Source organism: Ulvibacter litoralis (assembly GCF_900102055.1).
Lineage (GTDB): Bacteria > Bacteroidota > Bacteroidia > Flavobacteriales > Flavobacteriaceae > Ulvibacter > Ulvibacter litoralis.
On record NZ_FNBA01000002.1, the window covers coordinates 559,954 to 576,755 of the forward strand.

Annotated in this window: 14 protein-coding genes; 13 read left to right on the forward strand and 1 reads right to left on the reverse strand. The window is 37.0% G+C overall.

Annotation, left to right across the window (positions count from 1 at the left end; genetic code table 11):
• Nucleotides 1-179: 179 nt before the first annotated feature.
• The 11 genes from BLQ00_RS08650 (at nt 180) to ald (ending at nt 13,470) form a co-directional block, all read left to right on the forward strand.
• Nucleotides 180-2,549: a tail fiber domain-containing protein gene (locus tag BLQ00_RS08650; protein WP_093143185.1), complete on the forward strand. Its 2,370-nt coding sequence runs from the start codon at nt 180-182 to the stop codon at nt 2,547-2,549.
• 525 nt (nt 2,550-3,074) lie between these two features.
• On the forward strand, nt 3,075-3,689 hold the full coding sequence (locus tag BLQ00_RS08655; RefSeq protein ID WP_093143188.1) for a GNAT family N-acetyltransferase: 615 nt from the start codon (nt 3,075-3,077) through the stop codon (nt 3,687-3,689).
• Nucleotides 3,686-4,870 (forward strand): argininosuccinate synthase, encoded by a 1,185-nt coding sequence (locus BLQ00_RS08660; RefSeq protein ID WP_093143190.1) that lies wholly within the window; start codon nt 3,686-3,688, stop codon nt 4,868-4,870. Before BLQ00_RS08655 ends, BLQ00_RS08660 begins: the two co-directional genes overlap by 4 nt.
• Complete coding sequence (gene argC, locus BLQ00_RS08665) at nt 4,867-5,844, forward strand: N-acetyl-gamma-glutamyl-phosphate reductase (RefSeq protein ID WP_093143192.1); 978 nt, start codon at nt 4,867-4,869, stop codon at nt 5,842-5,844. The genes BLQ00_RS08660 and argC overlap by 4 nt, the downstream gene beginning before the upstream one ends.
• Before the next feature lie 175 nt (nt 5,845-6,019).
• Nucleotides 6,020-6,820, forward strand: a complete 801-nt coding sequence (gene proC / locus BLQ00_RS08670; RefSeq protein WP_093143194.1) for a pyrroline-5-carboxylate reductase — start codon at nt 6,020-6,022, stop codon at nt 6,818-6,820.
• Nucleotides 6,817-7,941, forward strand: coding sequence for an aspartate aminotransferase family protein (locus BLQ00_RS08675; RefSeq protein ID WP_093143197.1), 1,125 nt, complete (start codon nt 6,817-6,819; stop codon nt 7,939-7,941). The genes proC and BLQ00_RS08675 overlap by 4 nt, the downstream gene beginning before the upstream one ends.
• A gap of 99 nt (nt 7,942-8,040) precedes the next feature.
• Entirely contained in the window at nt 8,041-8,976 is a 936-nt protein-coding gene (locus tag BLQ00_RS08680) for an N-acetylornithine carbamoyltransferase (RefSeq protein WP_093143199.1), read from the forward strand.
• Between the two features lie 64 nt (nt 8,977-9,040).
• Nucleotides 9,041-9,817 (forward strand): acetylglutamate kinase, encoded by a 777-nt coding sequence (argB, locus tag BLQ00_RS08685; RefSeq protein ID WP_093143202.1) that lies wholly within the window; start codon nt 9,041-9,043, stop codon nt 9,815-9,817.
• On the forward strand, nt 9,814-10,875 hold the full coding sequence (locus BLQ00_RS08690; RefSeq protein WP_093143205.1) for a M20 family metallo-hydrolase: 1,062 nt from the start codon (nt 9,814-9,816) through the stop codon (nt 10,873-10,875). Before argB ends, BLQ00_RS08690 begins: the two co-directional genes overlap by 4 nt.
• A 10-nt stretch (nt 10,876-10,885) precedes the next feature.
• On the forward strand, nt 10,886-12,157 hold the full coding sequence (argH, locus tag BLQ00_RS08695; protein WP_093143207.1) for an argininosuccinate lyase: 1,272 nt from the start codon (nt 10,886-10,888) through the stop codon (nt 12,155-12,157).
• A 212-nt stretch (nt 12,158-12,369) separates the two neighbouring features.
• Nucleotides 12,370-13,470, forward strand: a complete 1,101-nt coding sequence (gene ald / locus BLQ00_RS08700) for an alanine dehydrogenase (protein WP_093143210.1) — start codon at nt 12,370-12,372, stop codon at nt 13,468-13,470.
• 73 nt (nt 13,471-13,543) lie between these two features.
• Here the strand turns inward: ald and BLQ00_RS08705 are convergent, their stop codons facing one another.
• Nucleotides 13,544-14,065, reverse strand: coding sequence for a 5' nucleotidase, NT5C type (locus tag BLQ00_RS08705; protein ID WP_093143212.1), 522 nt, complete (start codon nt 14,063-14,065; stop codon nt 13,544-13,546).
• 191 nt (nt 14,066-14,256) lie between these two features.
• On the opposite strand from BLQ00_RS08705, the gene BLQ00_RS08710 reads away from it, so the two are divergent.
• Together BLQ00_RS08710 and BLQ00_RS08715 are read left to right on the forward strand one after the other, a co-directional pair.
• Nucleotides 14,257-15,588 (forward strand): TolC family protein, encoded by a 1,332-nt coding sequence (locus BLQ00_RS08710; protein WP_093143215.1) that lies wholly within the window; start codon nt 14,257-14,259, stop codon nt 15,586-15,588.
• A gap of 5 nt (nt 15,589-15,593) precedes the next feature.
• Nucleotides 15,594-16,799 (forward strand): efflux RND transporter periplasmic adaptor subunit, encoded by a 1,206-nt coding sequence (locus tag BLQ00_RS08715; protein ID WP_229792602.1) that lies wholly within the window; start codon nt 15,594-15,596, stop codon nt 16,797-16,799.
• Nucleotides 16,800-16,802 lie beyond the last annotated feature (3 nt).

Consider the following 16,802-nt stretch of genomic DNA (forward strand, 5'->3'; position numbering starts at 1 on the left):
TTATACTAGAAAAGCATCAAAATTTTAAAATTAGATTTAGTTACTTGAAATAAGTAAGTATTTGATTTAGAATATTTAAGGGTTATTGCCTTTCGTCGACAGTAAATTTTCCTACAAAAATCGTTGTATGGTTGATTATTAACGTTTAAATTCGCAATTTACACGAAATCCCCCTACAAATGAAAACTATTCCCTTTTTATTATTTTTATTTACCTGCACTGTTTTTTCTCAAGTAGGTATCAATACAGATGTACCACATTCTTCTTCTATTTTAGATGTTACAAGTTCAAATAAAGGTGTATTAATGCCTAGAATAAGCTTGGAGTCTACAACAGATACTACAACCATTACAACACCGTTAACTAGTTTACTAATATATAACACAGCAACGGTTGCCGATGTAACACCAGGATACTATTACTGGACTGGATCGGAATGGTCACGGTTAGCAACCTCTGAAACGGTTGATGGCGCATGGAGTATACTAGGTAATTCAGGAACGGATGATACCGTTAATTTTATGGGTACCACCGATGATGAAGATGTAGTTTTTAAACGAAATAATGTACTTGCAGGTATTTTGGATGCTAATAACGCTTCTTTTGGAGTGAATTCATTATCATCTAATACAACAGGTTTTGATAATGCAAGTTTAGGTCTTAACTCGCTTCGTTTTAATACAACGGGATATAGCAATACAGCATTAGGTAAAGATGCTCTTTTATCGAATGCAACAGGAAGCTCTAATACAGCAACAGGTACAGGTTCGTTGTCTGGAAATACATCAGGAACAAGCAATACAGCAACGGGAGCATTTTCTCTGGCGGGTAATACTACAGGAACTAATAATACTGCTGTAGGTTCTTTTTCTCTTAATAAGAATGCTGGAGGAAGTGAAAACACTGCTATAGGGACTAATTCACTTACACAAAATACATCAGGAACACAGAATACGGCAAGTGGTACTTTCTCTCTTTTCGATAATACTACAGGGAGTAATAATACAGCAAGTGGTTATGAAGCTCTTACCTATAACACGATTGGAGCTAATAATACAGCTACTGGTTCAGGATCTCTTCGTTCTAATACAGCGAGTAATAATACGGCTACTGGAACAAATTCATTGTATGCAAATACAACAGGAACAAACAATACAGCCATGGGGGTTAATGCACTCACATCCAATACAACGGCTAGCAATAATACAGCCATCGGTGAAAACGCTCTTACTACTAATACATCAGGAAGTAGTAATACAGCTATTGGAGTATTGTCTCTTTCCACAAATAACGGACATTATAATACAGCAACTGGAGTAAATGCACTTAGTGGTAATACTACAGCAAGTTATAATACAGCGACTGGATTTAATTCACTCTCACAAAATACAACGGGGTCTAGTGGTACAGCTATGGGGGCAAATGCTCTTTATTCTAATTTAACTGGAACAGGAAATACAGCGATTGGTGCAAATACACTTTACACGAACACTTCGGGAGGCAATAACACTGCTTTAGGAAGTGGAAGTCTTAGATTAAATGAAGCAGGAACTAATAATACAGCTACAGGAGCCAATGCCCTTAGTAACAATACAACAGGTGTTAATAATACAACAAATGGAGTGAATTCACTTTTATATAGTACAACTGGATCAGGGAATACAGCGAGTGGTGTAAATTCACTTTTAAATAATACAACAGGGAGTTATAATACCGCTATTGGTCAGGGATCCTTAAGTGCAAATGAGGAAGGATTGCATAATGTAGCTGTGGGAGTAAACACTCTAAATGCTAATAATACAGGAAATTACAATACTGCTTTAGGAGGTGCTTCTCTTGGAAGTAATACAACAGGTACTCGTAATACAGCTTCTGGTTTTAGTTCTTTATCAGGTAATACAATTGGAAATAATAATACGGGATTAGGATATATTGCTCTTAGCTCTAATACAGAAGGGAGTTTTAACTCAGCAGTTGGTTATCAATCTCTTAGGTTGAATACTACTGGAAGTAATAATACTGGAATTGGATATAGAGCCTTAGATAATGTAACAACAGGTAGTAATAATACTGCAATCGGGTACTTCTCTTCAGTGCCTGATGGGGCACTAAGCAATCAAGTTCGTATAGGGAATACTGCTGTAACGTATGCTGGTGTTCAAGTAGCATGGACCTATACTTCCGATAGAAGATGGAAAAACACTATTGAAGATACTGATTTAGGTTTAGATTTTATAAACCAATTAAGACCAGTATCTTATTATAGAAATAATGACGATAGAAATAAGCTAGAATATGGTTTTATAGCGCAAGAATTAAAAGAAGCATTAGAAAATAGCAGTTCAAAAACGAATGGAATTATTAGCGAAGATGCAGAAGGAATGCTAAGTGTTAGATATAACGATTTATTGTCACCTATTGTGAAAGCAATTCAAGAGCAAACAGATCAAATAGAATCCTTAAAATCTGAAAATGAATCGTTGAAACTAAAGCAACAAGCTATTGAAAAAGAACTACAGGAAATAAAAGAACTATTGACTAAAAAATAATTCTTTCTTCTCAAAACTATTTAATTCAGCCCGTTTTATAAAACATAAAACGGGCTGAATTCGTTTATAAACATATATTTTTTTACTATTCTAGAGGCGTAAAGGATCGTTAACAGTTTCGTTTTTAGAAATTTACTTTTTTTCAGATTCACTCCTTGAAAGACTAAATGAAAAAACAGTCTCATTTTATTGGTCGCTATAAAATTTTATTTTATATATTTGACCCTTATGAGTATTCAAAAAAATAAAATAACACCCATCGTGTCTTCTACGCTCCGCCGTAGACGCTGTCTTCGCGCCTAGTTTCTGACAAACAACACCTTGTATTTTATTTTTTTCTTTCAATCTTGCAAAACTTCAATACCATTTTCACATTTAGTTTACCTGTTTTAACAAATAGGCATAACATTGTGCGCTATAGTCGCCGTCGCCCGTAAGGGTGTCTTCTTTTTAGGAACTTAGGTGAGTCCGGTTCTTCTTTCCAAAACATAAATATTCAACTTTTTTAACTTAAAATCAATTGCAATGGAAATTGTTATTGCTAACAAATCGCATCTTGTGTATGCGGCTATTATTTGTGAAACTATTGCCGAATCTGCGAAAGTAAGAGGTACAGGTATCGCCAAACGGACTCCAGAATACGTGAGTACTAAAATGGAAAACGGCAACGCTGTAATCGCTTTAGATGGAGATACGTTCGCAGGTTTTTGTTATATCGAAGCTTGGAGTCACGGAAAATTTGTGGCGAATTCCGGACTTATTGTGCATCCAGACTACAGAGAACAAGGATTGGCAAAAAAAATTAAGCAAAAGGTGTTTGAGCATTCGAAAGCCAAATTCCCTGAAGCTAAAATTTTCAGTATCACCACCGGATTGGCTGTCATGAAAATGAATAGCGAACTAGGCTACAAACCTGTAACCTTTTCAGAATTAACAACAGATCAAACCTTTTGGAATGGCTGTCAGACTTGCAAAAATTACGATGTATTACAACGTACCGAGCAAAAATTATGCTTGTGTACCGGAATGTTATACGATCCTAAAAAAGCTTCCGAAGAGAAAAAACCAATTAAAAGCAAAGTGTTTCAAAGACTGAAACAAATGAAACAAAACATGTTTCTAAAAAAAGAGAAGAAATGAAAAAATTAGTATTAGCCTATAGTGGAGGATTAGACACCTCATATTGCGCCGTAAGTTTATCAAAAGCTGGGTATGAAGTACATGCGGTAAGTGTAAATACCGGTGGTTTTACTGCTGAAGAAATTCAGAATATTGAAAAGAACGCCTATAAAATGGGGGTTTCGACCTATAAAAACATCGATGCCATTGCTTCCTATTACGAGAAGGTAATCAAGTATTTAATCTTCGGAAATGTGCTGAAAAACAACAGCTATCCGTTGTCGGTTAGTGCGGAACGAATTATTCAAGCCATCGAAATCATTGAATACGCCAAAAGTATCGATGCCAAATATATAGCCCACGGAAGCACAGGAGCTGGAAACGATCAAGTACGGTTTGATATGATTTTTCAAACCCTAGCGCCCGAAATTGAAATTATAACGCCCATTCGAGACAACAAACTTTCGCGACAGGAGGAAATTGATTATTTGAAGTCGTACAAAATTGATATGCCTTGGGATAAGGCAAAGTATTCGATTAATAAAGGACTTTGGGGAACCAGTGTTGGGGGTGAAGAAACCTTGACTTCGGAAAAATCCTTACCCGAATCCGCCTATCCGTCACAATTAGAAAATAAAGGGGAAACACAAGTGAAACTAACATTTTTGAAGGGGGAGTTTGTTGTTTTTAACGGTGTTAAAAATTCGCCAGAAAAAAACATAGAATTGCTAAATAATCTAGCGTCATCTTATGCGATTGGAAGAGATATTCACGTGGGAGATACTATTGTCGGAATTAAAGGAAGGGTCGGTTTTGAAGCTGCTGCGGCACTTATTACGATAAAAGCACACCATTTGTTAGAAAAACATACGCTCACAAAATGGCAATTGCAACACAAGGAATATCTGTCTAATTTCTACGGAATGCACTTACACGAAGGACAATATTTAGATCCTGTACTTCGGAATATGGAAGCCTTTTTTGAAAGCAGTCAGGAGAATGTTTCAGGAGATGTAATGGTTACGTTGAAACCGTATCATTTTACATTGAATGGGATTGTTTCAGATCACGATTTAATGAATGCGAAGTTTGGAAGTTATGGCGAAATGAACAAAGGATGGACCGCTGCTGAAGCGAAAGGATTTATAAAAATTATAGGCAATCAAAACAAGATTTATCACCAAGTAAATTCAGAATCATGATTGAAGTCGGAATTATAGGAGGCGCAGGTTATACAGCAGGTGAACTCATTAGAATATTACTACATCATCCAAAAGCAGCACTAAACTTTGTGTACAGCACCTCAAATGCCGGAAATAAAGTAAGCAAGGTGCATCAAGATTTAGTTGGGGATACGGACTTGGTTTTTACAAGTACAATCAATCCGGAAGTAGATGTGTTGTTTTTGTGTTTAGGACACGGAAACTCCAAAGCTTTTTTAGAGCAGCATTCATTTTCAGCTACAACCAAAATCATCGATTTAAGCAATGATTTTCGTTTAAAAGACGCTGCTAGTTTTAACGAGACTCCTTTTGTGTATGGGTTGCCAGAACTACAAAAAGAAGCTATTCAGAAGGCGAAGTATATCGCGAATCCAGGATGTTTTGCAACGGCCATTCAATTGGCATTGTTGCCGTTGGCAGCGTCTAATTTGCTGAAAAATGATGTGCATATTAATGCAGTTACAGGGGCAACTGGAGCAGGAACTTCTTTGTCTGAAACCACACATTTTACATGGCGCGATACTAATTTTTCAAGCTATAAGGTGTTCAATCATCAGCATTTGGACGAAATTTCTGAAACGGTTAAGAATTTACAAACTGATTTTTCTTCGGAATTATTTTTCGTGCCGAATCGCGGGAATTTCTCCAGAGGAATTTTTGCTACGTTGTACACCAATTTTAAAGGAACACTCGCTGAAGCTACCGAATTGTATAATTCTTATTACAAAGACGCTGCGTTTACGTTTGTTTCCGAAGAGGAGATTCATTTGAAGCAAGTGGTAAACACTAATAAATGTTTGCTACACCTTCAAAAACACAACGATATATTAGTAATTACAAGTATCATCGACAATTTATTAAAAGGCGCTTCAGGACAAGCAGTTCAAAATATGAATTTATTATTTGGACTCAATGAACTAGAAGGATTGCAATTGAAAGCGAACTTTTTTTAGGAGTTCTGCTGTTGCGTTAGCGATTACAGTGGCATCCTTTTTATTGGTCTCTTCGAGCGCAGGCGAGAAGTTGTCACATAAAAAGATAGAACGGAAAGCGCGACCCTAGTGGTAACGCCAAAAAAATAAATAAGAATAATAATTTAAAATAGAACTGCTTAGGCGGTCAATAATTATGAAAATAGCCATTATAGGAACCGGAAATCTTGGTAAATCGATTGCAAAAGGATTGATTGCCAACAATGCAATTACCACCTTATACCTCACCAAACGTGCGTTGGAAGGGATTTCAGAATTTGAAGGATATAAAAATGTAACGCTTACTACCGATAATAATGAAGCTGTTCAGAAATCGGACATATTAATTTTTGCCATACAGCCGTCTCATTTTGAAGAGATTTTAATAAGTATAGCTCCCTTTTTAACTGAAAATCATGTGTTGATTTCGACCGTTACAGGATTTACCATTGCTAAAATTGAAAGTATTGTAGGGGAGAATCAGTTCATTATTCGAGCCATGCCCAATACTGCCATTGCTGTGGGTAAATCGATGACGTGTTTGTGTAGTAATACCAAAGGGGAAAAACGAATTAAAGTCGCCGAAGCAATTTTTAACCGATTGGGACATTCGCTGTGCATTCCAGAAACACAAATGCAAGCTGCTACCGTTGTTTGTGCCAGCGGAATTGCCTTTTGGATGCGGCTTATTCGTGCCACCACACAAGCGGCCATTCAGTTGGGGTTTGATGCGAAAGAAGCACAAGAATTGGCGATGTATACGTCGGAAGGGGCTGCCAATTTATTAATCACCAATGGAAATCATCCAGAAGAAGAAATTGACCGAGTAACCACGCCAAAAGGCTGTACCATAGAAGGGTTAAACGAAATGGAACACAAAGGATTGAGTTCTTCCTTAATTCAAGGAATGATCGCTTCATTTAACAAGATTAGTACCATAAAAGAAGAGCAGATATGAGTTTATTTAATGTATATCCCTTGTTTGATATTACGCCAATTCGAGCGAAAGATGTCTATGTATACGATGAAAAGGACATCGAATATTTAGATTTATATGGCGGTCATGCTGTGATTTCTATCGGACATTCACATCCTACTTACGTAAAAGCAATTTCCAATCAGGTTGAAAAGCTTGGATTTTATAGCAATGCGATTCAGAATCCGTTGCAAACAGCCTTAGCGAATACATTAGTAGAAGTTTCAAAATGTGCTGATTATGAGTTGTTTTTATGCAATTCGGGTGCTGAAGCCAATGAAAATGCCTTAAAATTGGCGTCTTTTCAAACGGGGAAGAAGAACATACTCGCTTTTAATAACTCTTTCCACGGAAGAACCTCAGCGGCGGTCGCAGCAACCGATAACCCTAAGATTGTAGCGGCTTTAAACGCACAGCAAGTGGTTAATTTTGTAGCCTTAGGCGATTTAGAAGCTGTAGAAAGCATTTTGAAACAAGAAGAAACGTGTGCGGTGATTATTGAATACATTCAAGGTGTAGGTGGTTTGGACGAAAGCACTACAGAATTCTATCAAGGACTGTCGCAATTGTGCAAAAAGTACAACACCTTATTAATCGCAGACGAAGTACAATCAGGATTTGGACGAACAGGCGATTTCTTTGCCTTTCAGAAACATGGAATTACACCCGATATTATTTCGATGGCAAAAGGGATGGGAAATGGATTTCCTGTGGGCGGAATTTTGATTCACCCGTCCATTAAAGCTTCCTTCGGATTGTTGGGAACCACGTTTGGCGGGAATCACTTGGCGTGTGCGGCTTCATTGGCCGTTTTGGAGGTTCTTGAAAGTGAAAACCTATTAGAAAATACAAAAGAAGTTTCAGCGTATTTTATGAGGAAGGCTGAAAAACTTTCAAAAGTGAAGCAAATTAAAGGTCGCGGTTTGATGTTGGGATTAGAGTTTGAGTTTCCCGTGTCAGAACTTCGGAAAAAATTACTGTTTACCCATCATATTTTTACGGGAAGTTCTAACAATCCAAATTTAATTAGAATCCTTCCGCCATTAACCCTTCAGAAAAAGCATGTTGATGTCTTTTTTGAAGCATTGGAAAAAGAATTATAAGCTAACGTCATTCTGAACTTGCAAGAGAATCACACAATATAACGTCATTCTGAATTTATTTCAGAATCGCGTTAGTTTACAACCAACAACGTACACCAAATGAAAAAATACACAGAAATTAAAGACATATCGAATCTTTCAGAAACCATAAAAGAGGCAATTTCATTAAAGAAAAATCCACATGAATTTGAAACTTTAGGGAAACATAAAACGATACTTCTATTGTTTTTTAATTCCAGTTTACGAACTCGTTTAAGCACTGAAAAGGCAGCTAGAAACCTTGGTTTAGAAGTGATGATTTTGAATGTAAATGACGCTTGGAACCTCGAATTTGAAGACGGAACGATTATGAATGCCAATACTTCAGAACACATTAAAGAAGCTGCAGGTGTTTTGTCGCAATATGCCGATATTATTGCGGTTAGAGCTTTTCCGAGTCTGACCGATAAGGAAAAAGACCAATCAGAATGGGTGCTTTCTAGCTTTGAAAAATACGCTACGGTTCCTATTATCAACATGGAAAGTGCAATGGCGCATCCGTTGCAGGCATTGGCAGATGCGATTACTATTTCAGAATTTGCAAACACACCGAAACCTAAGGTTGTTTTATCCTGGGCCCCGCATCCAAAAGCATTGCCACAAGCGGTGGCCAATTCGTTTGTAGAAATGATGCAGCTTCTCGATGTGGATTTTAGTATTACGCACCCTGAAGGCTATGAATTAGATCCTGAAATCACGAAAAAAACATCCATTAATTACAATCAAGAGGAAGCGTTACAGGATGCCGATTTTGTGTATGTAAAAAATTGGAGCAGTTATTCAGACTACGGAAAGATTTTGAGTCAGGACAAACATTGGATGATGACACAGAAAAAACTGGGAACTGCAAAATTTATGCATTGTTTGCCTGTACGAAGAAATGTGGTGGTTGAAGATGCTGTATTGGATGGAACTAATTCGTTAGTCCTACAACAAGCCAACAATAGAACTTTTGCCGCTCAAGTGGTATTAAAACAAATTCTGGAGGAATTATAATTGTCAGATCGGGCGCAGTCGAGATTTCTCGATAACACTTGATGAATCGCATACATTTTAAAACATGAAAACACTAAAAATTATAAAAATAGGAGGGAACATCATCGATACTGAAGCGGTGTTGTCTTCATTTCTGAAAGATTTTGCCACGATTGAAGGTCCGAAAATACTAGTCCACGGAGGCGGTAAACTAGCAACGTCACTGGCTCAACAACTCAATGTTGACGTGACTATGATTGAAGGAAGACGTATTACAAATGCTGAAACCTTAGATATTATTACCATGGTGTATGCGGGTAAAATCAATAAAAATATTGTTGCAAAATTGCAAGCTCATGGTTGTAATGCAGTGGGGTTTACGGGAGCCGATGGAAACACCATACGTTCAGAAATAAGACCTGTCATTCCAATTGATTATGGTTTTGCGGGCGATGTGGTAAAAGTAGAAACAGCACTATTAGAATTGCTTCTGAATAATAAGAATACACCTGTCTTTTCGGCAATAACACACGATGGCAAAGGGCAATTACTCAACACCAATGCAGACACCATTGCTTCAGAAGTAGCGATTGCATTTGCTTCAACGTATGTAACAGAATTGTATTACTGCTTTGAAAAACAAGGCGTTTTGCGAGATGTTACCGATGCTGATTCAGTCATTGAAACTATCACATCGATGACCTACCAAGAATTAAAAAATTCGGGTGTGATTGTAGCAGGAATGCTTCCGAAGTTAGACAATTGCTTTTATGCACTTCAAAACAAGGTTGCAAAAGTGTGTATTGGAACCCCTGAAATGCTTTTTACTACTGAAACCAAACATACAACTCTTCAAAAATGATAGAAAAACTAACAAAAGAAGCGATAGCATTATTAAAAACGTTGATTGAAACGCCCTCGTTTTCTTCCGAAGAAGATAAAACGGCTTTGCATATTGAACACTGGTTTCAGCAACATGAAATTGATTATAACCGCACCAATAACAATGTTTGGGCGATTAATAAATATTTTGACGAAAGCAAGCCAACCTTGCTCTTAAATTCACATCACGACACAGTGAAACCCAATAATGCATATACCAAAGACCCGTTTAAAGCCATCGTGGAAAAAGGAAAATTGTATGGCCTTGGTAGTAACGATGCCGGCGGTTGTTTGGTGTCATTATTAGCGACATTTGCCTATTTCTACCTTCGGAAAGATATGAAGTACAATTTGGTGCTAGTAGCGTCTGCGGAAGAAGAGAGTAGTGGCCCCAAGGGGCTGAATAGTATGTTGGCGGTGATTCCAAAAGTGGATGTTGCCATTGTGGGCGAACCTACTTTACTGAACCTCGCCGTAGCCGAAAAAGGCTTGGTGGTGTTTGATGCTGAAGTGAAAGGAACGCCGAGTCATGCAGCGCATCCAAATGATGATAATGCGATTTACAATTCGATTTCTGTATTGCAATGGTTTCAAGAGTATCGCTTCAAAAAAACCTCAGCGACGTTGGGTGATGTAAAAATGACGGTCACTCAAATTAACGCTGGTAAACAACATAACGCGGTGCCTTCCGAAGTGAAATTAGTGGTAGATGTTCGGGTAAACGATCAATATACGAATGCAGAAATTGTGGAGATTCTTCAGAAAGAAGCACCTTGTTCTAGCATTGTGCCTAGAAGTATTCGATTGAATTCGTCGTCTATTCCAGTAACGCATCCGTTGGTGGTTTCAGGCATTGAATTAGGACGAGAAACCTACGGTTCGCCCACTTTGTCTGATCAAGCGACATTAACGTGTCCTTCCTTAAAATTAGGTCCTGGTGATAGCACCCGATCGCATTCTGCTGACGAATTTATTTACGTGCACGAAATAGAAGAAGGCATTCAACTATACATAAAATTAATAGAAAAAATACTTTAAAAATAACCGTATGAAACTTTGGGACAAAGGAATTTCGATAGATAAAAAAATAGAACAATTTACCGTTGGAAACGACCGTGAAATAGACATACACATTGCAAAATATGATGTGCAAGCATCGTTGGCGCATGCAAAAATGTTGCATAAAATAGGGATTATTACTGCGGAAGAATTGCAACAATTAACGGAAGGATTGGCCATTTTAAACACACAAATTGAAGAAGGAACCTTTGTGATAGAGGCTCAATTTGAAGATGTACATTCAAAAATAGAATTTGAATTAACTGAACGATATGGCGAAGTTGGAAAGAAAATCCATACCGCACGCTCTAGAAACGATCAGGTTTTAGTGGCGTTACAACTCTTCTACAAAGAAAATTTGATTGAAATAAAAGAACTCACACATATCTTTTTCGCAACTCTTTTAGGACTCGCAGAAACTCATAAAAACAGTCTGTTACCAGGCTATACACACTTGCAAGTTGCCATGCCTTCTTCTTTCGGATTGTGGTTTTCGGCCTATGCAGAGTTGTTAATTGACGATGTACACATGCTGAATGCAACATTAAGAACCGTAAATCAGAATCCGTTGGGATCGGCAGCGGGTTATGGGAGTTCTTTTCCAATTGACAGAGCGTTTACGACTTCAGAATTGGGATTTGAAACCTTAAAATACAATGTGGTTGCTGCGCAACTAAGTAGAGGGAAAAGTGAACGAACAATTGCAGCCACGTTGGGTGGATTGTGCAATACCATGTCTCGATTTGCGATGGATATTTGTTTGTATATGAGTCAGAATTTTGGATTTATTTCGTTCCCAGACGAGTTAACGACTGGTAGTAGCATCATGCCGCATAAGAAGAATCCCGATGTTTTTGAACTCATCAGAGGGAAATGTAATAAGATTCAGGCGCTTCAAACAGAGATGATTATGATTACAAACAACCTGCCAAGTGGGTATCATCGTGACTTTCAGTTGCTGAAAGAAAACATGATTGCTGCCATTGAAACGGTAAAAGATATTCTGATCATTTTCAATTATTCAATTCAGCAAATAGAAGTGAAAGATATAGATCTCACAGATGAAAAATACCAATACTTATTTACGGTAGATAGTATTAATAATTTGGTGGTTGAAGGTGTTTCGTTTCGAGAGGCGTATCAGCAAATAGGAGCACAGGTTCAGGCGGGAACGTATTTGCCGGATATGACTAAAAAACACAGTCATTTGGGGAGTATTCACGAGTTGTGTTTGGAGGAAATTCGATCCAAGTTTGAGTAATGATTATGGTAATCTAGTAATTCATATTTAATAATAAACCCCGTTGGTTTAATTTATTAAAATTTATATTTTAAACATAACCCCTATTTAAAATAGGGGTGGTTTTATAAAAAATGTATATTTTATTAGGGTACCCCTATGTTTTTAAATCAATTTATTTATATATTGCTAAAAATTATACTGCTTTGCATTTTAATTAAAAACATATAAATATGATTATTGGTATTCCTAAAGAGATTAAGAACAACGAAAGTAGAGTGGGTATGACTCCTGCTGGAGTTTTTGAACTAGTAAAAAAGGATCATAAGGTTTATGTACAATCTGGTGCTGGAGAAGGCAGTGGTTTTTTCAATACAGATTATCAAAAAGCAGGTGCGGTTGTTCTAGATTCTATAGCAGAAGTCTATGGTTTAAGTGAGATGATTGTGAAGGTAAAAGAACCTATTGAGGAGGAATATGAATTGATAAAAGAGGGACAGCTATTGTTTACCTATTTTCATTTTGCTTCTAGTGAATCATTAACCAAAGCAATGATTAAGGCAAAAGCCATTTGTATTGCCTATGAGACTGTTGAGGATGCCGATGGTAGTTTACCATTGTTAACACCTATGTCTGAAGTAGCAGGTAGATTGGCAATACAACAAGGAGCAAAATATTTAGAAAAACCTGTAAAAGGCCGTGGGGTACTTTTAGGAGGTGTACCAGGGGTTGCTCCAGGAAAAGTATTGATTTTAGGTGCTGGAGTAGTGGGAATACAAGCTGCAAAAATGGCAGCAGGCTTAGGAGCTCACGTTACCATTATGGATGTGAATATGAAACGCTTACGCTATGTAAACGATGTAATGCCACCACATGTGGTTACCGAGTTCTCAAATGAGTTTAATATTAGAAAACATATTAAAACGCATGATTTAATTATTGGAGGTGTGTTGCTTAAAGGTGCTAAAGCTCCCAACTTAATTACACGAGACATGTTAAAAGAAATGCGTCCAGGAACGGTTATTGTAGATGTAGCAGTAGATCAAGGAGGATGTGTAGAAACGACAAGACCGACAACCCATGAAGACCCTATTTATATTATAGATGATGTTGTACATTATTCTGTAGCAAATATGCCTGGAGCAGTACCATATACTTCTACGGTGGCATTGACTAATGTTACCTTTCCTTACTGTTTAAAATTAGCAAATATGGGTTGGGAAGCTGCTTGCGAACAAGATGCAAGTCTTCAAAAAGGATTGAATATTATTTCAGGCAAAGTAGTTTATGAAGAAATAATAGAGGCATTTGGTTGGGAAAAGGCGTTTGCCTAGATATTACTCTATTTTTAAAAATCCCTTGTTGATTAGTTTTTTGTGGAATTTGTCAGCTTATTATTTTTATAAGCTACAACAAACGCTCTGCAATTTTTAGCCACGTTGAAACGCGCGTATAGCCATTATCTAAGGCGTTATGGGGTGAAGTAAACAATAATGTATCTCCGTCAAATTTATCTAAGTTGTAGGTTCTGTCATCAATTAATAAATCTCCTTTCAGAATAAATTTGTGACCACACATAATGCGATGTTGCCAAGTGATAAATGGAAAATATTGATCTAACCAATCACTTTTTTCTTTTAAAGAATTAGGAAATTGGGTGGCAGCAGTCGCAATATAAACCTCATGTTTGGCATAAAGTGCCTCCATTACAGTTTGGCTATCTTTTATGGGTTTTAAATCCCTAAAAAAGCCAGGTTGATTTGCATGTTCCATGATGCTTCCTTTGTGTATTTCTGGTACGTTTTGCCAGACTTCGCCCGATGTAATTTGAGCTAAAGAAAGCTCTTTTTTATGCTCTTTATTATATAGTTCGATGTGTTTGCTATAGGTATCTGCTAACACATCATCCATATCCACAAAAATTGTCATATCTATTTTTTTACGAAATAATCAATAATAAAGTGAATAATCAAGCCTTTTAACTGTATTTAATAGTTGTTTAAAAATCTCATCGATAGAACAAGGCTTTTTGTATAGGCAATAAGGGCAAACGTCTATTTCAATTTAGTATATAGGTATAAAGATTCACCTTTGAAGTGTTAATTGAAAACACTCTCAAAATGAAATTATATGCCATCATAGCAACCTTTTTAGTGACACAGTTCGCTTTTGCGCAAGATGTAACACCTACTTCTGAAACGAAAGTTTGGTCGTTAGAAGATTGTATTTCGTATGCAATCGATAATAATATTACCGTTAAAAATGCTTCGTTAAGTAAAAATATTGCCGAAGTAGATTACAACAGAGCAAAGTCGGCAAGGCTTCCTAATTTGTTTGGTAATGCTTCCCAAAGTTTTTCTAGCGGAAACACCATCGATCCGATTACGAGTGATTTTGTAACCGATCAAATTAACAGTACCAATGTTGGAATTACGAGTTCAGTAACCTTGTTTCAAGGAAATCAATTGAACAATCAGATTCAGCAGAATAAAATCTTACTTCAGCAAAGTGCTTTTTTAGAAGAAGAAGCAAAAAACAACATTGTTATAAGTCTGTTAGAAACCTACTTACAAACCTTATACAGTAAAGAAGGAATCACGATCGCTGAAAACAATTTAATTGCTTCGGAAAAAGAAGTGTTACGAGCAAAAGCACGGTTAGACGCAGGTTCTATTGCGTTAAGCGACTATACGGAGGCTCAGAGTCAGGCGGCTACCAATAAGTACAATGTTATTTCAGCAAAAAACAACTACCAACAGTATATCATTGCCCTAAAACAATTGTTAGAGTTGCCACCTTCAGAAGACATCGAGATTGAAACTTTAGACGAAACAATGGATTTGATTAAGTTGGAACTTAACAAAAATGATATTTATGCAAAGGCACTTAATTTCTTGCCAGAAATTGAAGTTAGTAATTTAGATATCGCTTCCAAAGAAAAAGAATTAGATATTGTTAAAGGAGGGTATTTACCCACTTTATCTCTAAATGGAAGTATCGGTTCTGGTTATACAAGTATCAATGAAAGCACCTTTAGCGATCAGTTTGACTTTAATTTCAATCAGAAAATCGCACTTTCTTTAAGTATCCCAATTTTCAATAGAAATCAAACCAAATCGGCTGTAAAAACGGCGGGGATACAAATTGAAAAAGCGCAAATTGAAAAACAAACCACAGAGAAAGAGGTGTATTTAAAAGTGGAGACTGCCTACCAAAATGCACTCTCATCGCAAGAGCAATTACTAGCAGCAGAAGCTTCAAGAGCGGCCGCTGAACAGTCGTACAAATTAGCGCAGAAAAAATATGAATTAGGAGGGTTAAGCACTACAGATTTAGTGATTAGCCAGAACACCTATACCAATGCTGAGCAAAACTATTTGCAAGCAAAATATCTAACAGTTTTATACCATCAATTATTACAGTTTTACCAAGGAAACGACATTCAAATTTAAGCATCATGAAAAATAAAAAAAACATCATAATCGGCTCTATCGTATTAGTAGTAGTAGCTTTTGGAGCCTATAGCTTTTTAAAAGGAGATACTAGTGTTGTTATTGAAGCCAAAACAGTTACTGCCAAAAAAGGAAACGTAACCACTATGGTCACAGCAACCGGAACCATTGAGCCTATTACGCAAGTAGAAGTAGGTACACAAGTATCTGGAGTTGTAGAAAAAATATATGTAGACTATAACAGCGTTGTTACCGAAGGGCAATTAATTGCCGAATTGGATAAAACCAATCTGAATGCCGCTAAAACACAAGCACAAGCTGCGTATGATAATGCTGTGAGTCAGAGAAACTACGCTAAAACTATTTACGACCGACAAAAAACATTGTTTGACAATCAAGTCATTAGTAAATCTGATTTTGATGAAGCTGAATATAATTATCAAACTGCAAAGGGAACGGTGACTCAACGGTATTCAGACTTACAGCAAGCCAGAACCAATTTAGAATATGCCAATATCTATTCGCCAATAGATGGAGTGGTATTGTCTAGAGCGATTGATGAAGGGCAAACTGTTGCGGCAAGTTTAAGTACGCCGACCTTATTTACCATTGCTCAAGATTTAAAAGAAATGCAAGTAGAAGCAGATGTAGATGAAGCAGATATAGGACAAGTAAAAGAAGGGCAACGTGTAAGCTTTACCGTAGATGCGTACATAGGTGAAACGTTTGAAGGTTTGGTTACGCAGGTTCGATTAGATCCAACAGTCACTTCAAATGTAGTAACCTACACGGTTGTTATTAAAGCAGACAATCCAGACTTGAAGTTAAAACCAGGATTAACAGCAACCATTTCAATCTATACTTTAGAGTTAAATGATGTGTTAACTGCGGAAGCTAAAGCGATCAACTTTAAGCCAGAACGAGAGATTTTAACTAGTTATAACGCACAGCATCAATTAGAGGCTAGCAATAATAGACCTTCTAGAGAAGAAACGACCCTTTGGGTATTAGGAAGCAATGGAAGCATTACTCCTAAAACAGTCACTTTAGGAGCGAGTGATGGTGTTAATGTACAGGTATTAAGTGGCATTTCAGAAGGGGACAAGTTAGTATATAGCTTAAAAGGCGTTGCTAAATCTGAAGCTAATGCAGCAGCTACCAGCGAAAGTCCATTTATGCCACAACGACCAGGAGGCAACAAAAAAAAATAAGTC